General features: G+C 65.0%; 19 protein-coding genes. 10 read left to right on the top strand and 9 right to left on the bottom strand.

Annotated elements, in window-relative coordinates; genetic code table 11:
* Nucleotides 1-157: 157 nt before the first annotated feature.
* Nucleotides 158-1,621, bottom strand: a complete 1,464-nt coding sequence (gene pdxR, locus G559_RS0103645) for a MocR-like pyridoxine biosynthesis transcription factor PdxR (RefSeq protein ID WP_028626949.1) — start codon at nucleotides 1,619-1,621, stop codon at nucleotides 158-160.
* 100 nt (nucleotides 1,622-1,721) lie between these two features.
* Between pdxR and G559_RS0103650 the strand changes: the two genes are divergently transcribed.
* Genes G559_RS0103650 through G559_RS0103660 form a run of 3 tightly spaced genes read left to right on the top strand, consistent with a single transcriptional unit; the run spans nucleotide 1,722 to nucleotide 3,511 of the window.
* Nucleotides 1,722-2,354: an FMN-binding negative transcriptional regulator gene (locus tag G559_RS0103650; RefSeq protein ID WP_028626950.1), complete on the top strand. Its 633-nt coding sequence runs from the start codon at nucleotides 1,722-1,724 to the stop codon at nucleotides 2,352-2,354.
* A 20-nt stretch (nucleotides 2,355-2,374) separates the two neighbouring features.
* Nucleotides 2,375-2,824 carry a GNAT family N-acetyltransferase gene (locus G559_RS0103655; protein ID WP_028626951.1) on the top strand — a complete coding sequence of 150 codons (450 nt, stop codon included), beginning with the start codon at nucleotides 2,375-2,377 and terminating at the stop codon, nucleotides 2,822-2,824.
* A 12-nt stretch (nucleotides 2,825-2,836) separates the two neighbouring features.
* Nucleotides 2,837-3,511: a GNAT family N-acetyltransferase gene (locus G559_RS0103660; protein WP_028626952.1), complete on the top strand. Its 675-nt coding sequence runs from the start codon at nucleotides 2,837-2,839 to the stop codon at nucleotides 3,509-3,511.
* A 132-nt stretch (nucleotides 3,512-3,643) separates the two neighbouring features.
* On the opposite strand, the gene G559_RS0103665 is transcribed toward G559_RS0103660, so the two are convergent.
* A complete protein-coding gene (locus G559_RS0103665) occupies nucleotides 3,644-4,462 on the bottom strand; it encodes a helix-turn-helix domain-containing protein (RefSeq protein ID WP_028626953.1) in 819 nt (272 codons plus the stop codon).
* Nucleotides 4,463-4,647: 185 nt separating this feature from the next.
* Here G559_RS0103665 and G559_RS0103670 point away from each other — a divergent pair, with 185 nt between their 5' ends.
* Complete coding sequence (locus G559_RS0103670; RefSeq protein WP_028626954.1) at nucleotides 4,648-6,087, top strand: alanine/glycine:cation symporter family protein; 1,440 nt, start codon at nucleotides 4,648-4,650, stop codon at nucleotides 6,085-6,087.
* A 95-nt stretch (nucleotides 6,088-6,182) separates the two neighbouring features.
* Nucleotides 6,183-7,166 carry an asparaginase gene (locus G559_RS0103675; protein ID WP_028626955.1) on the top strand — a complete coding sequence of 328 codons (984 nt, stop codon included), beginning with the start codon at nucleotides 6,183-6,185 and terminating at the stop codon, nucleotides 7,164-7,166.
* 209 nt (nucleotides 7,167-7,375) lie between these two features.
* On the opposite strand, the gene G559_RS0103680 is transcribed toward G559_RS0103675, so the two are convergent.
* Nucleotides 7,376-7,816 (bottom strand): CBS domain-containing protein, encoded by a 441-nt coding sequence (locus G559_RS0103680; RefSeq protein WP_028626956.1) that lies wholly within the window; start codon nucleotides 7,814-7,816, stop codon nucleotides 7,376-7,378.
* A gap of 394 nt (nucleotides 7,817-8,210) precedes the next feature.
* Here G559_RS0103680 and G559_RS0103685 point away from each other — a divergent pair, with 394 nt between their 5' ends.
* Entirely contained in the window at nucleotides 8,211-8,477 is a 267-nt protein-coding gene (locus G559_RS0103685) for a hypothetical protein (protein WP_028626957.1), read from the top strand.
* A 165-nt stretch (nucleotides 8,478-8,642) separates the two neighbouring features.
* Here the strand turns inward: G559_RS0103685 and aqpZ are convergent, their stop codons facing one another.
* From aqpZ to G559_RS0103700, 3 genes are all read right to left on the bottom strand, one after another.
* Nucleotides 8,643-9,332 carry an aquaporin Z gene (aqpZ, locus tag G559_RS0103690; RefSeq protein ID WP_028626958.1) on the bottom strand — a complete coding sequence of 230 codons (690 nt, stop codon included), beginning with the start codon at nucleotides 9,330-9,332 and terminating at the stop codon, nucleotides 8,643-8,645.
* 162 nt (nucleotides 9,333-9,494) lie between these two features.
* On the bottom strand, nucleotides 9,495-11,300 hold the full coding sequence (gene oadA / locus G559_RS0103695; protein ID WP_028626959.1) for a sodium-extruding oxaloacetate decarboxylase subunit alpha: 1,806 nt from the start codon (nucleotides 11,298-11,300) through the stop codon (nucleotides 9,495-9,497).
* Nucleotides 11,301-11,316: 16 nt separating this feature from the next.
* Nucleotides 11,317-12,732 (bottom strand): acetyl-CoA carboxylase biotin carboxylase subunit, encoded by a 1,416-nt coding sequence (locus G559_RS0103700; RefSeq protein ID WP_028626960.1) that lies wholly within the window; start codon nucleotides 12,730-12,732, stop codon nucleotides 11,317-11,319.
* A 186-nt stretch (nucleotides 12,733-12,918) separates the two neighbouring features.
* On the opposite strand from G559_RS0103700, the gene G559_RS0103705 reads away from it, so the two are divergent.
* Complete coding sequence (locus G559_RS0103705) at nucleotides 12,919-13,881, top strand: LysR family transcriptional regulator (RefSeq protein WP_028626961.1); 963 nt, start codon at nucleotides 12,919-12,921, stop codon at nucleotides 13,879-13,881.
* Here the strand turns inward: G559_RS0103705 and G559_RS29710 are convergent.
* Entirely contained in the window at nucleotides 13,823-14,044 is a 222-nt protein-coding gene (locus G559_RS29710; protein WP_081667902.1) for a PA3496 family putative envelope integrity protein, read from the bottom strand. The genes G559_RS0103705 and G559_RS29710 overlap by 59 nt on opposite strands.
* Before the next feature lie 191 nt (nucleotides 14,045-14,235).
* Between G559_RS29710 and G559_RS0103710 the strand changes: the two genes are divergently transcribed.
* Nucleotides 14,236-14,610: a thioredoxin family protein gene (locus G559_RS0103710; RefSeq protein WP_028626962.1), complete on the top strand. Its 375-nt coding sequence runs from the start codon at nucleotides 14,236-14,238 to the stop codon at nucleotides 14,608-14,610.
* Nucleotides 14,611-14,656: 46 nt separating this feature from the next.
* Here the strand turns inward: G559_RS0103710 and hexR are convergent, their stop codons facing one another.
* Nucleotides 14,657-15,523 carry a transcriptional regulator HexR gene (gene hexR, locus G559_RS0103715; RefSeq protein ID WP_028626963.1) on the bottom strand — a complete coding sequence of 289 codons (867 nt, stop codon included), beginning with the start codon at nucleotides 15,521-15,523 and terminating at the stop codon, nucleotides 14,657-14,659.
* 196 nt (nucleotides 15,524-15,719) lie between these two features.
* Between hexR and zwf the strand changes: the two genes are divergently transcribed.
* Together zwf and trhP are read left to right on the top strand one after the other, a co-directional pair.
* Nucleotides 15,720-17,144 (top strand): glucose-6-phosphate dehydrogenase, encoded by a 1,425-nt coding sequence (zwf, locus tag G559_RS0103720; protein ID WP_218570596.1) that lies wholly within the window; start codon nucleotides 15,720-15,722, stop codon nucleotides 17,142-17,144.
* Between the two features lie 183 nt (nucleotides 17,145-17,327).
* Nucleotides 17,328-18,653 (top strand): prephenate-dependent tRNA uridine(34) hydroxylase TrhP, encoded by a 1,326-nt coding sequence (trhP, locus tag G559_RS0103725; protein WP_028626965.1) that lies wholly within the window; start codon nucleotides 17,328-17,330, stop codon nucleotides 18,651-18,653.
* A gap of 68 nt (nucleotides 18,654-18,721) precedes the next feature.
* Here trhP and G559_RS0103730 read toward each other — a convergent pair whose 3' ends face one another.
* Nucleotides 18,722-21,592: an EAL domain-containing protein gene (locus tag G559_RS0103730; protein ID WP_394296402.1), complete on the bottom strand. Its 2,871-nt coding sequence runs from the start codon at nucleotides 21,590-21,592 to the stop codon at nucleotides 18,722-18,724.
* Nucleotides 21,593-21,746 lie beyond the last annotated feature (154 nt).

The following is a 21,746-nucleotide window of genomic DNA, read 5'->3' on the forward strand; positions in this document are numbered from 1 at the left end:
CTCGCCCCTTCATCCTTCGAGGATGGCGCCAGCCATCCTTTTTTTTGCCTGTGGAAAAGTGTCCCGAAGCCCCACCGTAGGATGGGTAGAGCGGAGCGAAACCCATCGTCCAGATCGATGGGTTTCGCTCCACCCATCCTACGCAGCAATATCCGGGCTACAGACACCACGCCCTGCGCAACATGCGGATGGCCTCGGCGATCTGCGCTTCCGGTACGGCGGCGAAGCCCAGCACCAGCCCCGCGCGGTTATCCACAGGCTCGGAACTGGTCTCCAACCAATATTCGCTAAGCCCGTTCATCTCCACTCCGACTGCACGGGCGGCGTCCACCAGCTGGCGTTCGCGTGCCAGGCTGTCCACCCGCACGCAGAGGTGCAGACCGGCATCCACCGATGGCATGGGCGCGCAGCCGGGAATCGCCTCCGGCCAGTCGCGCAACAGGGCATCACGGCGGGCGCGGGCGGCCAGGCGCATGCGCCGGACGTGGCGCTGGAAGTGGCCGGCGGCGATGAACTCCGCCATCACCGCCTGGGTGCCGATCTCTGAATGGCGCATGTCCAGCGCGCGGCGCTGGGCGAAAGATTCGGCCAGCGCCGGTGGCAGCACCATGTAGCCCAGGCGCAGCGCCGGAAAGGTGATCTTGCAGAAGGTGCCGACGTAGATCACCCGCCCCTGCCGGTCCAACGAAGCCAGGGGCGCCAGCGGGGTTCCGCTGTAGCGGTACTCGCCGTCGTAGTCGTCTTCGACTATCCAGCCATCACGGCGCTCGGCCCACTCCAGCAGTTCCAGCCGCCGCGCCAGCGACAGGGTCACGCCCGTGGGGTACTGGTGCGAGGGCGTGACATACACCAGCCGGCAGTCTTCCACCTGCGCCAGCGCGGTGCTGTCCAGGCCATCGTTATCCACAGGCACGCCGCACAACTCGGCCCCCGCCACGGCAAAAGCATGGCCGGCGGCACGATAACCGGGATTCTCGATGGCCACCCGGTCGCCGGGCTGCACCAGCAACTGGGCGCACAGGCTGATGGCCTGCTGGGCACCACAGGTGATCACCACTTGCGCCGGGTCGCAGGACAGCCCGCGACTGCTGCGCAGGTAGGCGGCCACCAGCTCGCGCAGCGCCCAGTCCCCCGCGGGATCGCCATAGCCCAGGCGCGCTGGCGAGGGCTTGCGCCAGAAGCGCGCCTGCAGCCGCGCCCAGGTTTCGAAAGGGAACAGGTCGAAGGCCGGCACGCCGATACGGAACGCCCGTGGTGCGCCCGTCACCGGCGGCGGCAGATGGTGGTTCTGCAACCGCTGCAACGCCGGCCCCGGCTCTGGACCGGCCGGCGGCTGGGGCACGGGCCGCGCTGTGGATAACTCCGCCACATAGGTGCCGTCGCCCACCCGCCCTTCCACGTAGCCCTCGGCGTAGAGCTGGTCGAAGGCACGGGTCACGGTATTGCGCGAGATGCCCAGCAGCGCCGCCAGATCGCGGGTGGCCGGCAAGCGTGTGCGGCTGCCCAGGCGACCATCGAGAATGCGCTCGCGCAGGGCCTGGTAGAGCTGCCGCGACAGCCCCTGGCCGGGGTCGAGGCGGATGCCGGAAAGGTCGACGGGAAGCGGTGGCGTGGCAGGCATGTTCGGCCCCTGATTGGCTCTATCAAACTGGCAGGAAATGGCTCTTACAACAGGCCAATATCCTGCCTAGCATGAAGCCATTCCGCCAGGAGAAGTCTTCATGTACGTCCCTTCATCCTTCCGCCAGAACGACCTCACCCAACTCCATGACCAGATGCGGGCCACTGGCCTCGCCGTGCTCACCAGCTCGGGCAGCCAGGGCCTGCAAGCCAGCCACCTGCCCCTGCTGCTGGAGCCCGGTGAAGGGGAGTTCGGCACCCTCTACGGTCACTTCGCCCGCGCCAACCCGCACTGGCGCGACCTTGCCGAAGACGCGGAAACGCTGGTGGTGTTCGCCGGCCCGGATGCTTACGTCACCCCTGGCTGGTACCCGGCCAAGGCCGAGCACGGCAAGGTGGTACCCACCTGGAACTACATCGCCGTGCATGCCTGGGGCCAGGCCGAGGTGTTCGACGACCCCGAGCGCCTGCTGCGTCTGGTGAGCCGTCTGAGTGACCGCCACGAAGCCGGCCGCCCGCAGCCCTGGGCGGTGGATGAAGCCCCGCGCGAGTACCTCGACAGCATGCTCCGCGCCATTGTCGGCTTCGCCCTGCCGATCCGTCGTCTGGAGGGCAAATGGAAGCTCGGCCAGAACCGCCCGGCCGCCGACCAGGCCGGGGTGCGCGAAGGCCTGGCCGCATCGAGCAACCCGCGCGACCGCGAACTGGCCGCGCGCATGACCGCTATCGACTGATCCACTAGAGGAAGGAACCCATGTCCGCATCGCTTGAAATCCGCCCGGTCAGCCCCGCCGACCACGCCGTCTGGCTGCCGCTCTGGCAGGGCTACCAGCGCTTCTACAAGACCGAGATCGCCGCCGAAACCACCGCCGTTACCTGGCAGCGCTTCCTTGACCCGGCCGAACCGATGCACGCGGCACTGGCCTGGCAGGACGGCAAGGTCGTGGGCCTGGTCCATTTCATCTACCACCGTAGTTGCTGGACCACCGGCGACTACTGCTACCTGCAGGACCTGTACGTAGCCGAAGGCCTGCGCGGCAGCGGCATTGGCCGCCAACTGATCGAACACGTTTATGCACAGGCCCGCGCCGCCGGCGCCTCGCGGGTGCATTGGCTGACCCACGAAACCAACACGGACGCCATGCAGCTCTACGACCGCATCGCCGACCGTTCCGGCTTCGTCCAGTACCGCAAGATCCTCTGACCGGAGAGCGCCATGACCACTCAAGACCTGAGCCACTGGCAGCCCCGCCCTGCCCCCGCCCACACCCCGCTGCCGGGCCGCTTCGTGCGCCTGGAGGCGCTGGACATCGCGCGCCACGGCGATGACCTCTGGGAAGCCTTGCAAGGGCCTGACCCAGCGCTCTGGGACTACCTGCCCTACGGCCCCTTTGCCAGCCGCGAGCCCTTCGATGCCTGGCTGGTGGGCAATGCCGAGAGCCGCGACCCGCTCTTCTACACGGTGATAGACCTCGCCAGCGGTCGCGCGCTCGGCATCCTCAGCTACCTGCGCATCGCCCCGAAGGACGGTGCCATCGAGATCGGCCACATCGCTTTCGGCAAGGCCATGCAGCGTACGCCGGGCTCGACAGAGGCCGTCTGGCTGCTGGCCCGGCATGCCTTTGACGACCTCGGCTACCGCCGCCTGGAATGGAAGTGCAACGCCAACAACGCCCGCTCCATGCGCGCCGCCGAGCGCCTGGGTTTCAGCTATGAAGGGCTGTTCCGCCAGCACATGATCGTCAAGGGCCAGAACCGTGACACCGCCTGGTTTTCCATCATCGACGGCGACTGGCCGACGTGCCGCGAGGCCTTCGAGCGCTGGCTGGCTGTGGATAACTTCGATAGCGAGGGGCGCCAGCGCCAATCGCTGGAAGGGCTCAGGAGCTAGGCCAGTCCCAAGGGTGGATGGCGCTTTTCCATCCACCGGCGCAGTCCAGCCGAACCCCGATGGTGGACCGGTGGAGCATGGCTCACCCTACAAAAGCGGCTCCAGTGCGCACGGCGCACCCTACCTCTCTCTTCACTCGATTTCGAACAACCCGTTCTTGAGCGGCGCCACATCCAGGCGCTGGCGCACGTCGTCGTCGATGCGCGGGTCGTCAGGGCGGTAGAGCTTCACCTGACGGTAGGCGGCAACGCGGTTGATTTCCGGGCCCAGGTATTCCCAGACCACGCGGGTGCAGGCCGGGTTACGACGGTCGCCACTGGAGACGCCGGTCTTCAGGCCATTGAGGCGGGTGATGCGGCTCTTGTAGCTGGGGATGAGGATGGTCTGGCTCATCTCGTTCAGGGTGAGCGACTCGTAATCCATCAGGAACAGCCGGTCTTGCAACTGGAAGGCCGCGCCCAGGTAACGGCAGCGCACCCAGTCTTCGGCCTGCACGTCGACACTGCCGACGCGCTCCTGGCGTTCCTGGCGCTCGAAGAGGAAGTTGCCGTCGTCTTCCCACAGGCGCACCAGGGAGAGCAGGACAGTGCCAGGCACCGACATGCAGTTGGAGTATTCGAAGTAGAAACCGCAGTAGCGCGACAGGTTGCCGGACTGCTCGCGCAGAGGGGCGAGCAGTTCCATCAGCGGGTCGGAACGCCCGTCACCCGCCTGGCCGACCGGGCGGGTGCCCAGCAATCGGGAGAACTGCTCCGGCGGCAGGCCCAGTTCGTAGTCCTCAACGCCGAAGAAATCGCAGATGCGCTTGAGGTTGTAGGCAGTCGGCCGGCTCTGGCCGTTGAGGTACTTGTTGAACTGCGCCCGATTGATGCCCAGCTTGCGGCAAACCTCCGCAATAGAGCGGTAGTGGCTGCACAGAAGTTTCAAATTGTTGCCGAGATACTCTGCCATGCTGCCGCCCAAGTGGATGCGAGTGGCGCGATTATAGCGTCAAGTCGCGCCAATTAGGTGCAACCTGCGAAATTGCCCCGTGCCTTTCCTTGCACAAACATGCGCAACCCTCCCAGCAAAGCGGCGCTCCCGTCCTGGCCGCTGTGCTGATTGCCAACAACAACAACTGGATCAGGTGAATCGCCATGCTCGATTTCCTCAATGACCTCCTCTGGAGCAAATTGCTGATCGTAGTCCTCGTCGGACTCGGTCTTTTCTTCTCCGTCAGCTCCCGTTTCGTCCAGTTCCGCTACTTCAGCGACATGTTCCGCATCTTCGGCCAGGCGCTGCAGCGCAAGGAAGGCCAGTTGAGCGGCTTCCAGGCTCTGATGCTGTCGGTTGCCGGCCGCGTGGGCGCAGGCAACATCGCCGGTGTCGCGGTCGCCATCATGCTCGGCGGCCCGGGCGCGGTGTTCTGGATGTGGGTCGTGGCGCTGCTGGGCATGGCGACCAGCTACTTCGAGTGCTCCCTGGCCCAGCTCTACAAGCGTCGCGAAGCCGATGGCACCTACCGTGGCGGCCCGGCCTTCTACATCCTGCATGGCCTCGGCCAGCGCTGGCTGGCGGTGATCTTCTCGATCCTGCTGCTGGTGACCTTCGGCTTCGGTTTCAACGCCGTGCAGTCCTTCACCGTGGCCACCTCGCTGCATGACACCTTCGGTCTGCCGACCTGGATCAGCGGAGTCGCCCTGGTGGGTGTTATCGGCCTGATCGTATTCGGCGGCATCAAGCGCATCGCCGCCATGGCTGACGTCCTCGTGCCGATCATGGCGGGTACCTACATCCTGATGGCGCTGGTGGTAATCGGCATGAACTTCACCGAAGTGCCGGCGACCCTGGCCCTGATCGTGAAGAGTGCCTTTGGCCTGGAGCCTGCCTTTGCCGGCGGCGTGGGCGCGGCCATCCTGATGGGTGTGAAGCGCGGTCTGTTCTCCAACGAAGCGGGCCTGGGCAGCGCGCCCAACGTAGCCGCCGTAGCCGAGGTCAAGCACCCGGCCGCCCAAGGCATCGTGCAGTCCCTCAGCGTGTTCATCGACACCCTGCTGGTGTGCACCAGCACTGCACTGATCATCCTGCTCTCCGGCGTGTATCAGCCGGGCAGCGAGATGGCCGGCGTCGTGCTGACGCAAACCGCCCTGGCGGCGGAAGTCGGCGAGTGGGGCCGCATCTTCGTGAGCGTGGCGCTGCTGCTCTTCGTGTTCACCACCCTGGTGTACAACTACTACCTGGGTGAGAACGCCCTGAGCTTCTTCAGCACCAAGCGCATCCTGCTCCAGGCCTACCGCGTGCTGGTCATGGCCCTGGTGCTGTGGGGTTCCATGCAGGACCTGTCCACCGTGTTCGGCTTCGCCGACGTGACCATGGGTCTGCTGGCCCTGGTGAACCTGGTGGCCATCGCCCTGCTGTTCAAGATCGGCATGCGCCTGATGCACGACTACGACGCCCAGATTAAGGCCGGCGTGGAAGAGCCAGTGTTCGACGCCAGCAAGTTCGCCGACCTGGACATCGACCATGACGCCTGGAACAAAAAGGCGGAGACCTCCAGTACCGAAGCGGCAGGCAAACTGGCTCAGAGCCACCGCTGATTCGCTGTACCGGCAAGACCTGGTGCCGCTCCTCCGCTGACGCGGGGAGCGGCACTGTCGTATCTGCACCCTGATATTCCGAGTTATCCAGACCCATGAATGCTGTGAAGAACCTCTTCGTGCTTTACACCGGCGGCACCATCGGCATGCTGCAGACTCCCGAAGGCCTGGCCCCGGCCAGCGGCTTCGAAGCGCGCATGCGCGAGCAGCTGGACGGCCAGGGAACGGCAATGGAATGGCACTTCAAGGAGATGCTGCCGCTGATCGACAGCGCCAACATGCGCCAGGCCAACTGGCTGGCCATGCGCGACGCGATTGTCGAGGCGGTGGAACTCGGCCATGACGGCGTGCTGCTGTTGCACGGCACCGACACCCTGGCCTACAGCGCGGCGGCCCTTGGCTTCCTGCTGCTCGGCCTGTCGGTACCGGTGGTACTGACTGGCGCCATGCTGCCGGCCGGCAGCGAAGGCAGCGATGCCTGGCCGAACCTGCTGGGCGCCATCAACGCGCTGCAGGCGGGAGTCGCCCCCGGCGTGCACCTCTTCTTCAATGGCGAACTGCTGCATGGCGCCCGCACCAGCAAGTTGCGCTCGGAGGCCTTCGACGCCTTCGCCGAGCTGCCGCGCCCGCGTGGCGGCAAGCACGCCGACTCCATTCCAGCCGGCGTCGATTACCGCACCCCGCGCCAGCCGGTGAACCTCGCGGTGCTACCGCTGTTCCCCGGCCTTGCGGCCAGCCATGTGGACGCGTTGCTCGGCAGCGGTGTGCAAGGCCTGGTGCTGGAATGCTACGGCAGCGGTACCGGTCCGTCGGACGACAAGGCCCTGCTGGACGTCCTGCGTGCTGCCCACCAGCGCGGAGTCGTGCTGGCCGCCACCAGCCAGTGCCCGGCCGGGCATGTGCAGGCGGGTGTCTACGCCGCCGGCAGCCAACTGCTGGCCACCGGCCTGGTACCTGCCGGCGGCATGACCCGCGAGGCGGCGCTGGGCAAGCTGTTCGCCCTGCTCGGTGCAGGCTTGCGGCAGGAAGAGGTGGAGCGGTGGTTTGCCGTGGACCTGTGCGGGGAAATGGCGGACTGAGCACAGGGCGGGAAGTGCTCAGTTGAACCTCGACGGTGGACCGATGAAGCGTGGTCCACCCTACGAAATCCTGCCCGAAACAGCGGATTCGCCGTCGGGTGGATGGCGCTCTTCCATCCACCAACTCCGTCTGATGGGTTTCGCTTCGCTCAACCACATCCTACGCAGGGGTCGAGTGCAGCGCTGGAACGAAGGGACATAGGGCGGGCTCAGGCCACTTCGCCGCGGATGTACTGCTCCAGGTGCAGGATCAGGTCGTCCTGTTCGGCCATGGCCTCTTTCACCAGGTCGCCGATAGACAGCAGGCCGACCAGCTCGCCGCCCTCCACCACCGGAAGGTGGCGCATGTGCTGGTCGGTCATCAGCGACATGCATTCGCGGATGCTCTGCTTCGGCGTCACCGTCAGTACCGGTTCGGTCATGAACTCGCGCACCACCGTCGCCACGGATGAGCGCCCTTGCAGCACGCCTTTGCGCGCATAGTCACGCTCACTGACGATACCCACCAGGCGCCGCCCTTCGATCACCGGCAGGGCGCCGATGTTCTGCCCGGCCATCAACCGCAGTGCCTCGAGCATCGGTGCGTCGGCATCGATGGTGTGAACGCTCTGTTGCGGCTTGGCGCGGAGCATCTGTGCGACGGTTTTCATGGTGGGGCCTCCTCTGCTGGCGTCGACTGGAAGGCCAGAATGCGCGCGACCATGCAGCCAGCGCCAAGAAGCGATTTGCATGGCGGTGATTGAAAAATTCATTGAGCCGGCGAACCGCTGAACTCGCCTGCATCCACCCCCCCATGAAAATAGGCACCTTGCGGCTTCCCCACGGGACTATCGCAGGAGCAATGGGCTGACTGCCCTTGCAGGGCAGCCCATGTGGACCTACCGTTGAATTTGCTGTCCTTCGGCATGCCTTTGTGGGTTGTGAGCGAAAGCTCTGAGCAAGAAGTACTCCTGGAAAATCCCCAGTGAGGGAGGAGTCCGGGGCCGTGTGTGGTTCATGACTGGGCAACGAAGTGATTTCGTACTCTTGAACAGGAGGAGAATCATGATTGCCAAGAACGTCTTGACGGCCCTGGCGACCCTCGCCGTCGCCGCTGGCGTGCAGTGGGTATCGACGCCGACTTATGCCACCGAGCAGGCCGATCAACGCCAAGAATCGCGAGATACGAAGCAGGAGGGGCGCGACGCTGCAAGGGAAACGAAGGAAGAGTGCAAGGAGGGAGATGAAGCGAGCCGTGCAGAGTGCCGCCAGGACAAGCGCGACACCAAGCAGGAGACACGCGACACCGCTCGGGACATCAAGCAGCAATAGCCCGAGCAGCCCCCCGGTCTCTGCCAAAGTCCCCAAACGACTCCACCTTTCCAGCGGCCGGGTGCTTGCCGGCCGCGCCACAGGAGCGCGGCCTGGATAAGGGTCAGGCTACTGCGCCCTCTGTGGCCAAAGTGCCACGCGCCTGACCCAACTTACCGCCCAACTTCAATCCTGCTCACTGGCAATCAACCGGTACAGCAACGAACCGATCAGCGCACCGGCAATCGGTGCCAGCCAGAACAGCCACAGTTGGCTGACCGCCCAATCTCCGACGTAGAGCGCTACCGCCGTACTGCGCGCCGGGTTGACGGAAGTATTGGTCACAGGGATCGAGATCAGGTGAATCAGCGCCAGGCTGAAGCCAATGGCCAAGGGCGCAAATCCGGCCGGAGCCCGCTTGGATGTAGAGCCGAGAATGATCAGCAGGAAGAACGCCGTCATCACGACTTCGCAGATGGCCGCCGCAGTCAGCGAATAGCCGCCGGGGGAGTGCTCGGCATAACCGTTGGAGGCGAAGCCGGCCGACAGATCGAAACCAGCCTTGCCGGAGGCGATCAGATAAAGCACGCCGCCAGCCGCCAGGCCACCCAGCACTTGGGACACGATGTAGGGCAGCAACTTGGCCAACGGCAGACGGCCGCCAGCCCAGAGCCCGACCGAAACCGCCGGATTGAAATGCCCTCCGGAGATGTGCCCCACCGCATAGGCCATGGTCACCACCGTCAGGCCAAAGGCCAGCGACACACCCAGCAAACCAATCCCCAGCTCTGGAAAGGCGGCCGCCAGCACCGCGCTGCCACAGCCGCCCAACACCAACCAGAAGGTACCCAGAAACTCGGCTCCACATGCTTTCATATGCTGATTTCCTTTCAGGATAACCAGACCGGCTGTCTGGCTCGACAGCATGCAGTGTAGGCGGCACATCAAGCTGCGCCCGGATCAGCGGCTCGCACCCGGCATCTTGCCTCAATAAAAAAGGGAGCCTTGCGGCTCCCTAGGGGACTCTCTTCAGAGCAATCAGGCGATTTCGATCAGGACTTCATCCGGGGTCACCCGGTCGCCCTTGGCAACGTGGACGGCCTTGACGGTGCCGTCGATGGGCGCCTGGACCTCGGTTTCCATCTTCATCGCCTCGGTGATCAGCACGGCCTGACCGGCTTTCACCTGATCGCCTTCCTTCACCAGCACGTCGACGATGTTGCCCGGCATAGTGGTGCTGACATCGCCCGGGGCGCTGGCGCTCTTGCGCTTGCTGCCGCTGCCTGCGACGAACTCGTTGAGCGGCTCGAATACCACTTCTTCCGGCATGCCATCGATGGACAGGTAGAAGTGACGTTTGCCGTCGCTCTTCACACCCACACCGGTAATGTCGACGCGGTAGCTCTCACCGTGCACGTCCACCACGAACTCGGTCGGTACGCCTTCGCCGCCGACCGGAGCTGCGCGCTGGCCATTGGGGATGGGCAGCAGCTCTTCAGGTTTCAGGGTGCCGGCTGCACGCTCTTCGAGGAACTTGCGGCCGATGTCGGGGAACATGGCATAGGTCAGCACGTCCTCTTCGGACTTGGCCAGGCTGCCGATGTCGGCGCGCAGCTTGTCCAGCTCAGGCTTGATCAGGTCGGCCGGACGCACGTCGATGACTTCTTCGTTGCCGATGGCCTGGCGGCGCAGTTGCTCGTTGATCTCGCCCGGCGCCTTGCCATAGCGGCCCTGCAGGTAGAGCTTCACCTCGTTGGTGATGGTCTTGTAGCGCTCACCGGCCAGCACGTTGAAGAAGGCCTGGGTGCCGACGATCTGCGAAGTCGGGGTCACCAGGGGCGGGAAGCCGAGGTCGGCGCGCACGCGCGGGATCTCTTCCAGCACTTCGGCCATGCGGTTGAGCGCGCCCTGCTCTTTCAGCTGGTTGGCCAGGTTGGAAATCATGCCACCCGGCACCTGGTTGACCTGCACGCGGGTATCCACGCCGGTGAATTCGCTCTCGAACTGGTGGTACTTCTTGCGCACGGCGTGGAAGTACATGCCGATTTCCTGGATCAGCTCAAGATCCAGGCCGGTGTCGTACGGGGTGTTGCGCAGAGCGGCGACCATGGACTCGGTGCCCGGGTGGCTGGTGCCCCAGGCCATGCTGGAGATGGCGGTGTCGATGCGGTCGGCGCCATTCTCGACGGCCTTCAGCTGGCACATGCTGGCCACGCCGGCGGTGTCGTGGGAGTGCACCACGATTTCCAGCGGCAGCGCATCCTTAAGGGCCTTGACCAGGTCACCGGTGGCGTACGGGGTCAGCAGGCCGGCCATGTCCTTGATGGCGATGGAGTCGACGCCCATGGCAGCCATGGTCTTGGCCTGATTCACGAAGGCGTCGATGGTGTGCACCGGACTGGTGGTGTACGCGATGGTGCCTTGGGCGTGCTTGCCGGCCGCCTTCACCGCTTCGATGGAGACGCGCAAGTTACGCACGTCGTTCATCGCGTCGAAGATGCGGAACACATCGATGCCGTTGACCGCGGCCTTGGCGACGAAGGCGCGTACCACGTCGTCACCGTAGTGGCGGTAGCCCAGCAGGTTCTGGCCGCGCAGGAGCATCTGCAGGCGGGTGTTGGGCAGGGCAGCCTTGAGCTTGCGCAGGCGCTCCCACGGGTCTTCCTTGAGGAAGCGTACGCAGGCGTCGAAGGTGGCGCCGCCCCAGACTTCCAGCGACCAGTAGCCGACCTTGTCGAGCTTGTCGCAGATCGGAAGCATGTCTTCGGTGCGCATGCGGGTGGCCAGCAGGGACTGGTGCGCATCGCGCAGGATGGTATCGGTGATGGAGATCTTCTTGCTCATGTTCTGAATCCTTCCCCTACAGGCCGGCGTGGGCGGCGATGGCGGTGGCGATGGCGATAGCCAGGTGCGACGGGTTGCGCTTGATCGAGTACTGGGTCAGCTCCGGATGGCTCTCGACGAAACTGGTGTTGAACTCGGCGCTGCGGAACTCGGGATTGCGCAGGATTTCCTGGTAGTAGGGCGCGGTGGTCCGCACACCCTGCACGCGCATGTCATCGAGGGCGCGCAGGCCGCGGTCCAGGGCCTCTTCCCAGGTCAGTGCCCAGACGATCAGCTTCAGGCACATGGAGTCGTAGTACGGCGGAATGGTGTAGCCGGTGTAGATCGCGGTGTCGGTGCGCACGCCGGGGCCGCCGGGGGCGTAGTAGCGGGTGATCTTGCCGAAGGACGGCAGGAAGTTGTTCTTCGGGTCCTCGGCATTGATGCGGAACTGCAGGGCGAAGCCGCGATGGATGATGTCGTCCTGCTTGACCGAGAGCTCCTGGCCCGAGGCAATGCGAATCTGCTCGCGGACGATGTCGATGCCGGTGATTTCCTCGGTGATGGTGTGTTCCACCTGCACGCGGGTGTTCATCTCCATGAAGTACACCTCGCCCTCGGCGAGCAGGAACTCCACGGTGCCGGCGTTCTCGTAGCCCACGGCCTTGGCCGCCCGCACCGAGAGGTCACCGATGTAGGCGCGCTGCTCGGGGGTGAGCTGCGGGCTGGGGGCGATCTCGATGAGCTTCTGGTTGCGGCGCTGGATCGAGCAGTCGCGCTCGAACAGGTGCACGGTGTTGCCGAAGGAGTCGGCCAGGATCTGCGCTTCGATGTGCTTCGGGTTGACGATGCACTTTTCGAGGAAGACTTCCGCCGAGCCGAAGGCCTTGGTGGCTTCGGAAATCACGCGCGGGTAGGCCTGTTCCAGCTCCTCGCGGCTGTTGCAGCGACGGATACCACGACCGCCACCACCGGAGGTGGCCTTGAGCATCACCGGGTAGCCGATGCGCTCGGCTTCACGCAGCGCTTCGGCGAGGTCGGCGACGTTGCCTTCGGTGCCGGGGGTGACCGGCACGCCGGCCTTGATCATGCTGCGGCGGGCTTCGGTCTTGTCGCCCATGCGGCGGATCACTTCGGCGCTCGGGCCGATGAACTTGATCCCGCGCTCGGCGCAGATGTCCGCCAGCTCGGCGTTTTCAGAGAGGAAGCCGTAGCCCGGGTGCAGGGCATCGCAGCCGGTCTCGACCGCCAGGTTCACCAGCTTGCGCGGGTTCAGGTACCCGGCCAGCGGGTCGTCACCAATGCTGTGGGCTTCGTCGGCACGCTTGACGTGCAGGGCGTGCCGGTCGGCATCGGAGTAGATGGCCACCGAGCGGATGCCCATTTCGGCGCAAGCGCGCACGATGCGGACGGCAATCTCACCACGGTTGGCGATCAGGATTTTCTTGATCACGAGCTTTCCCTCGACCAAGTGAACAGGCGAACGGCTGGGCCGGTCGTTGGGTGACCGCAGATCGTGTAGCGGTCGCGTCATTACCCTACGCCGCGAGCGGGAATAACCCCAATCAATAATTATTGGGGTATCCATTAGGTTGAGCTTATAGTCAGCAACCCTGCCCACCCCTTGAGGCCAAAATCGATGCGCAAGACCCTGCTGCGTATGACGCTGCGCCAACTCCAGGTGTTCCGAGCCGTGTATGAAAGCCGCTCCTACAGCCGCGCGGCCGAGGAAATGGCACTGACTCAACCGGCCGTCAGCCTGCAGATCCGCCAGCTCGAAGAACTGGTGGGCCAGCCGCTGTTCGAGTACGTCGGCAAGAAGCTCTACGTGACCGACGCGGCCGAGGCACTGATGCGCGCCAGCAGCGACATCTTCCAGCGCCTGGCCAGCCTCGACATGCAGCTCTCTGATTTGCAGGGCTCCCTGCAGGGCCAGCTGAACCTGGCGGTGGAATCGAGCGCCAAGTACTTCGTGCCGCACCTGTTCGCTGCCTTCCGCGAGCAGCATCCGGACGTCAGCCTGCACCTGGTGGTGACCAACCGCGCCCAGGTGATCAAGCGGCTCTCGGACAACCGCGACGATCTGGTGATCATGTCCCTGGTACCCCAGGACATGGCGCTGGAGTTCCTGCCCTTCCTGAACAACCCGATCGTTGCGGTGGCGCCGCCCGACCACCCGCTGTGCAACGCCGCCAAACTGACGCTGAAGGACCTGGAGCCCTACACCCTGCTGGTGCGCGAGGCCGGCTCAGGCACGCGCAAGGCCTGCGAGGAATACTTCCAGCAAAAGCGCGCGCACTTCGCCCAGACCATGGAAGTGGCCTCGCTGGATGCACAGAAGGAATGTGTGGTGGCCGACCTTGGCATCGCCCTGATCCCACGCCACGCAGTGAGCCTGGAACTGGCGACAGGGCTCTTGCGAGAGCTGCCGGTGGAGGAGTTGCCGCTCTATCGGAGCTGGTGCGCGGTACACGCCAAGGGCAAGCGGCTGTCGCCGGTCGCCCAGGCGTTTCTAGGCTTTATCCGCGAAGAACGCGCACAGATCAGCGCGCTTTCCCACCGCTTTTCCGGCGCACTGCCTTTGACGACAACAGGTAGTTAACGGCGATCAGCTCGGGGTAGGGGTAGTCCGAGCATTCCATCTGCAGGCGGCGCTGCTCGCAGCGGTCTTCGATTGCGCGACGGAATTGCATACGCCGCTGGTCCTCCAGTTTGCGCCGGGTCTTGCTGTCCAGATGGGCGGAATCATCGTGAAAGCGTTGCATGGCATCTCTCCCTGGGTGGGGTTCGGAAGCAGGCTGGTAGGCGCAGGATCACCCGCACCTGTGACGCTTTCGCGAAGACTCGGTGAATCTGTGGTGAAGCAGAGATTTCAGGCTATCAGGCTGATAGCTGGACAGACCGGCACGAGCCGACTTTGCTCAGCTGTGTGCAGGTCATGCCGCTGGAGGACGCCATGAGCAATGCCGTCGAGTTCTTCCAACGCTTTCCGATCCAACGGGTGCGCGCCAGCATCCTTGATGACGTATTGGCCAGCGAACGCCAACGGCTGGTGCTGCTCTACCTCTGGCAGGACGACTGCCCGCTCTGCGATGTCGCCAAGCACGACCTGCTGCGCACCCAGGAGCGCTGCCAGTGGCCGCAGGTACGCTGGCTGCACGACGAAGTGGAAGAAGACCCGGCGCTGGCCCTGCGCTTCGGCCTGCACGGCGTGCCGACCTTTATCGCGCTGTACCACGGCCGGCCGCTGGGACGGATTACCAGTTGGCCGGGCAGCGGGCCCTTCATCGAAGCCATCGAGCGGTTGCTGGTACGCCAGGGGCTGGCTTGATTGGCTGCGCGTCGGAAGCCGTCGACTCGCTTGATCAGGTCCCGACTCAGTCCTCGGCGCTCTTCACCGATTTAGGCGATAGACGCAGGCTGCGCAGGCTTCGCTTCACACTCTTGAGGTGGTTGACCAGGGTCGGGCCACGGGCCATGGCGACGCCCATGGCGAGTACGTCGATCACCACCAGGTGGGCGATACGCGAGGTCAGCGGGGTGTAGATTTCGGTGTCTTCCTGCACGTCAATGGCGAGGTTCACCGTGGCCAGGTCAGCCAGCGGGGTCTGGCTCGGGCAGAGGGTGATCAGCGTGGCGCCGGCTTCACGCACCAGGTTGGCGGTGATCAGCAGGTCCTTGGAGCGGCCCGACTGGGAGATGCAGATGGCCACGTCCGATGGCTTCAGGGTGACCGCCGACATCGCCTGCATGTGCGGATCGGAGTAGGCCGCCGCCGTGAGCAGCAGGCGGAAGAACTTGTGCTGGGCATCGGCCGCCACCGCACCGGAAGCGCCGAAGCCGTAGAACTCCACGCGCTGCGCCTGGGCACAGGCGGCGATGGCACGCTGGAGGGCTTCCGGGTCGAGCTTCTCGCGGACTTCTATCAGGGTGTGCAGGGTGGTGTCGAAGATCTTCAGGCTGAAGTCGGCGACCGAGTCCTCTTCGTGAATGGCAAACTGGCCGAAGCTGGCACCAGCGGCCAGGCTCTGCGCCAGTTTCAGCTTCAGATCCTGGAAGCCGCCGCAGCCGATGGCCCGGCAGAAGCGCACGATGGTAGGTTCGCTGACCCCGACCCCCTGGGCCAGGTCGGCCATGGAGCTGTGCATGACCGCGGCGGGATCGAGCAGGACGTGGTCGGCGACTTTCAGTTCCGACTTGCGCAGCAGATGCCGCGACTGAGCGATATGTTGCAGCAGATTCACAGGGCAGGCTCTGTCTGGAATGGGGGTTTTGCCGGTTTCTTCCATCATGCAACGGGCCTCGACTCGGTTATGATCGGCTGAACCAGGCTGTAGTGATCGTGTAGTTATACTACATGAGCCGCTTTTCCGCCCAGTTGAACGACCCTTTATCCGCGTGCAAGGAAGGGAGAGCGCATCCTTGACCAGCTCCTGCGACATGCTCGTCTTCGGCGGTACCGGCGATCTCGCGCTGCACAAACTGCTTCCGGCCCTCTATCACCTGCATCGCGAAGGGCGCCTGCATCCGCAGATGCGCATCCTCGCCCTGGCCCGCAACGCCCTTGACCGTGACGGCTACCGCGCCCTGGCCGAACGCCGTTGCCGTGCCCAGGTAGCCCGCGCCGACTTCACCACCGAGGCCTGGCGGGGCTTCTCCGAGCGCCTGGACTACTTCGCCATGGATGTATCCCAGAGCGCCGACTTCGGCCGCCTGGCCCGCTACCTCGGGCCTGACCCCGGCTGCGGGCGGGTGTACTACCTCGCTACCGCCCCCGACCTGTTCGAGGACGTCGCCGCACACCTGGCTGTCGCCCAGTTGGCTACCCCGCAATCGCGCATCGTGCTGGAGAAACCCATCGGCCACTCGCTGGAGTCGGCCAAGGCGATCAACGCCGCCATCGGCAAGGTGTTCGACGAATCCCAGGTGTTCCGCATCGACCACTACCTGGGCAAGGAAACCGTGCAGAACCTCATGGCCCTGCGCTTCGCCAACGGCCTGTTCGAGCCGATCTGGCGTGCCGGGCACATCGATCATGTGCAGATCAGCGTCTGCGAGACCCTCGGCGTGGAGAACCGCGGCGCCTACTACGACCGCTCCGGGGCCATGCGCGACATGGTGCAGAACCACCTGCTGCAACTGCTCTGCCTGGTGGCGATGGAGGCGCCGGTGCGCTTCGACGCCGAAGCGGTACGCAACGAGAAGGTGAAAATCCTCGAAGCGCTGAAACCCATCTCCGGGCAGGACGTGCGCGACAAGACCGTGCGCGGCCAGTACAGCGCCGGCAAGATCGGCGGCCAGGAAGTGCCGGCCTACTACTTCGAGAAGAACGTCGACAACGACAGCGACACCGAAACCTTCGTCGCCATGCAGGCGGAGATCGACAACTGGCGTTGGGCCGGCGTGCCTTTCTACCTGCGCACCGGCAAGCGCCTGGCGCGCAAGTACTCTGAGATCGTCATCCAGTTCAAGCCGGTGCCCCACCGCCTGTTCGCCGATGGCGAGGCCAACCGCCTGCTGATTCGCCTGCAGCCGGAAGAGCGCATCAGCCTGCAACTGATGGCCAAGTCGCCTGGCAAGGGCATGAACCTGGAGCCCGTGGAGCTGGACCTGAACCTGGCCAAGGCCTTCAGCCACCAACGTCGCTGGGACGCCTACGAGCGCCTGTTGCTGGATGTGATCGAGGGTGATTCGACGCTGTTCATGCGCCGCGACGAGGTGGAAGCCGCCTGGAGCTGGGTCGACCCCATCCTCGAAGGCTGGCACGAGTACTACCAGAGCCCGCGCCCCTACCCCGCCGGCTCCACCGGGCCGGAACAGGCCCACAGCCTGCTGGAACTGCACGGCCGGCAGTGGCACGACTGACACGCGCGGCTGGCGAATAGAAAAGCGCTGTCCACCCTTCGCTCGGCCAGCATCCGCTGCGGTGGAAATCCACCGGGCGGATATCCACCGCAGCGGCACCCGCGCATTGCTCTGGAGCAATAAAGCGCCCTCGCCCCCTCCCTAGAATCGCGCGTCCATCGCCCACACACCGCGAGCCGCGCCATGCACAGCCCCGAACTGCTCTCCCCCGCCGGTACCCTCAAGGCCATGCGTCATGCCTTCGCCTATGGCGCCGATGCCGTGTATGCCGGCCAGCCGCGCTACAGCCTGCGGGTGCGCAACAACGAGTTCGACCACACCCACCTGGCCCTCGGTATTGCGGAAGCCCACGCGGCTGGCAAGCGCTTCTACGTGGTGGTGAACATCGCCCCGCACAACGCCAAACTGCGAACCTTCCTCAAAGACCTGGAGCCCGTGATCGCCATGGGTCCGGATGCGCTGATCATGTCCGATCCCGGCCTGATCATGCTGGTTCGCGAGTATTTCCCGCAGATGCCCATCCACCTCTCGGTGCAAGCCAATGCGGTGAACTGGGCCAGCGTGAAGTTCTGGCAGCAGCAGGGGCTGAGTCGGGTGATCCTGTCCCGCGAACTGTCCCTGGAGGAAATCGGCGAAATCCGCCAGCAGGTGCCCGGCATGGAACTGGAAGTCTTCGTCCACGGCGCCCTGTGCATGGCCTATTCGGGCCGCTGCCTGCTGTCCGGCTACCTCAATCATCGCGACCCCAACCAGGGCACCTGCACCAACGCCTGCCGCTGGCAGTACAACGCCCAAACAGCGCGCGAAGATGAGCTGGGCCAGGTAGTGCCGACCCTCGGCTGCGGCGCGAGCAGCGACCGGGTGTTCCTGCTGGAAGAAGCCAATCGCCCCGGCGAGCTGATGTCCGCCTGGGAGGATGAGCACGGCACCTACATCATGAATTCCAAGGACCTGCGCGCCGTGCATCACGTCGAGCGGCTGCTGCAGATGGGTGTGCACTCGTTGAAGATCGAGGGCCGCACCAAATCTCACTTCTATGTGGCACGTACCGCCCAGGCCTACCGCAAGGCCATCGATGACGCCGTTGCCGGCCGCCCCTTCGACCGCGCCCTGATGGACGACCTCGAGTCCCTGGCCAACCGCGGCTACACCGAGGGTTTCCTGCGCCGCCACGTACACGACGAGTACCAGAACTACGAACACGGCTACTCCCTGGCCGAGCGCCAGCAGTTCGTGGGCGAGCTGACCGGGGTGGTTCGCCAGGGCCTGGCGGAAGTACGGGTGAAGAATCACTTCGCGGTCGGCGACCGCCTGCAACTGATGACCCCACAGGGCAACCTGGATTTCCGCCTGGAAGCGCTGGAGAACCGCTTCGGCGAGCGCAAGGCCGTAGCACCGGGGGACGGCCACACGCTGTACGTGCCGCTGCCTGCGGACCTGCCCCTGGAGAACGCCCTGCTGCTGCGCTGGTTCAGCAGCGGCAACAGCCGTACCGCTGCAAGCGCCTGACTCCACAGGTGGATTTGAAAAGCGATATCCACCGGATCAACTCCCGCATGGGCGCACGGGTGCAGGCGTCAGCGCCAGAGCGCGGTGGCCTGCTCCTTGAGCAGCCGTACGAACTGCGGTGCTTCCACTGGCGGGCTGATCAGGTAGCCCTGGATCTCGTCGCAGCGCTGGCTGCGCAGGAAGTTCAGTTGCTCCTGGTTTTCCACGCCCTCGGCGACCACTTTCAGCTCCAGGCTGTGGGCCATGGCGATGATCGCGCGGGTAATGGCGGCGTCCTCGCTGCCGGCGGAGAGATCACGGATGAAGGTCTGGTCGATCTTCACGTAGTCGACCGGGAAGCGCTTGAGGTAGCTCAGGGATGAATAGCCGGTGCCGAAATCGTCGATGGCCAGCTTCACGCCGAGCTGACGCAACTGGTGGAAGGTGGCGATGACGTTCTCGACATTTTCCAGCAGGTGGCTTTCGGTCAGCTCCAGCTCCAGCAGGCGCGCCTGCAGACCGGTTTCCTCCAGCACCTGACGAATCAGGCTGACCAGGTTGCCCTGACGCAGCTGGTGCATCGACAGGTTCACCGAAACACGGATGTCCGCCAGGCCTTGGCGCTGCCACTCACGGGCCTGCTGGCAGGCCTGGCGCAACACGAATTCCCCGATGGGGGCGATCAGCCCGGTTTCTTCTGCCAGCCCGATGAAATCCCCGGGTGGTACCAGCCCCTGCTGCGGATGGCGCCAGCGCACCAGCGCCTCGGCCGCGTTCAGGCTGTTATCGGCCAGGCCCAGCTTCGGCTGGTAGAAAACTTCCAGCTGACCTTCCTCGATGGCCTTGCGCAGCTGGTTCTCCAGCTGCAGGCGCTCCAGGGTGCAGGCCTGCAGGTTGTCAGTGAAGAACTGGAAGGTGTTGCCGCCCAAGTGCTTGGCGTGCTGCATGGCCATGTTGGCCTGGCTGATGAGGGCGGAAATATCGCGGGCGTTGTCCGGCAGCAGGCTGATGCCAAGGGAGCCGCTGATCACCAGTTCGTGGCCGCCCACGGTCATCGGCATGCGCAGCTTGCCGAGCAGGCGACTGGCCTGGCGCGCCAGGCTGGCGACGCTGCCATAGGCGTCGAGGATCACAGCGAACTCATCGCCAGCCAGGCGTGCGATCGTGTCGGCTTCCGGCACCTCCTGGGTCAGGCGGCGGCTGACCTGGCTCAGCAGTTGGTCGGCCACTTCATGACCGAGGCTATCGTTGAGCACCTTGAACCGGTCCAGGTCGATGTGCAGCAGCGCCAGGCTGCGGCCACTCTGGCGGGCACGCTGGCTGGCCTCGTGAAGGCGATCCTTGAACAGGGTGCGATTGGCCAGCCCGGTGAGCTCGTCGTAGCTGGACAGGTAGCGCAGGCGCTCCTCGGCCTCGCGGCGGGCGGTGAGGTCGGCAAAGAAGCCGACGATATGGCTGACATTGCCCCGCGAGTCGCGTACCACGTTGAGCTGCAGCCACTGGGGGTAGAGCTCGCCGCTCTTGCGCGCATCCACCAGCTCGCCTTGCCAGCTGCCGCGCTGCTCCAGCTCTTCACGGATGAGGTGATAGCGGCGGCGCGCCTCGCGGCTGCCAATGAGGGTAGCGACGCTGCGCCCGATGACTTCTTCCTGGCGATAACCGGTGACCTGGCTGAAGGCCGCGTTGGCCTGAATCACCCGGTAGTCGGGATCGAGGATAACGATGCCCTCGCTGGCCGCCTCGAACACCGTGGCCGCCAGGCGTTGCTCTTCATCGCGGAGCTTGCGCGCCGTGATGTCGCGGCGGGTGCCGAGCATGCGCAGCACCTTGCCGTCGCCATCGCGCTCAACCACCCGACCGCGGTCCTCCACCCAGACCCAGTGGCCGTCGTTGTGGCGTACCCGGTAGTCGATGGAGTAGCCATCGGTGCGGCCCTTGAGGTGTTCGACCAGGGCCCGGCGCAACAGCGGCAAGTCGTCTGGGTGCAGGCGCGGCTTGAGGTCACTGAGCACACGAGTCACATCCTCGGCCTCAATGCCAAAAATGGCCTTGAGCTGGGAGTGATGGACCTCATCCGTTTCCAGGTTCCAGTCCCACAGCCCCAGCTCGCTGGCCTCCAGCGCCAGTGCCAGGCGCGCTTCGCTCTTGGAGAGTGCATGGCTGGCGTCCGCCAGCTCCAGGGTGCGCTGGGCCACGCGCATTTCCAGCTCAGCGTGGGTGCGGCGCAACTCGCGTTCGGCACGACGGCGCTGCTCCACCTCGCGGGCCAGCTCTTCATTGAGGCCTTCGGCGCGTCCCTTGGCTGCTTCCAGGTGACTGATCAGCGCCAGGTTCTGGAAGCGCTGCAGCAGGCTGCGTTGCACCAGCCGGTTGACCTGCCAGGCCACCACCATGAGCGAGGCGGCGAGTATCACCCCGAGCACGCCCCACCCGCGGAGCAGCGGCGTATCGCCCAGCAGCAGCCAGGTAATCGACGGTAGTAGGCAAGGCAAGGCGAAGGTCAGGAAGGCCGACAGGCTGACGGCGTAGGCGACGCTGGCGGAAAGAATGGCAGCGGCGATCAGGCCATAGACCAGGGCCTGCTGCACAAAGGCGTCCGGCGGCACCAGCGCCACGGCGGCGAAAGCCAGGGTCAGACCCGAAGCACCCGCGCCGAGGAGGAAGGCGCGGCGCCAGCGTGGGCAGGCCTGCTGGGCGGGCTGGGCTTTCTTGAAGGCAGCCACCTGGGTCAGGCGCAGGACGGCCAGCAACACCAGCCAGGCCAGCCAGCCACCGAGCAGCAGGCTGTTGCCCGGCGCCCAGAGCAGATAGGCGCAGGCCAGGCCGTTGAGCAGCATGAACAGGGTCGGAACCTGGGAGCCCTGATAAAGGAGGCGCGTGCGTTCGGCCGCAATGTCGGTCGCGAACTGCTGGCGGATCTCGCGGTTGTCAGCCAGGGACAGGGCCGGGCCGACGGGCATTGAATTAGCGGTCATAGGCGCTTTTTTTGTAGTGGTCTGCCTAAGCGAGCCCGGAGCTTACCCGAGCGGGAAGAAGCTGCAATAGCTTTATGTGCGAGGTTCCAGACGAGCGTCCCCCAACTTTAGGAGGGTCTCTGGCACGGGGATCAGCGAC

Origin of the sequence: Metapseudomonas resinovorans DSM 21078 (assembly GCF_000423545.1) — a bacterium.
GTDB classification, from domain to species: domain Bacteria; phylum Pseudomonadota; class Gammaproteobacteria; order Pseudomonadales; family Pseudomonadaceae; genus Metapseudomonas; species Metapseudomonas resinovorans.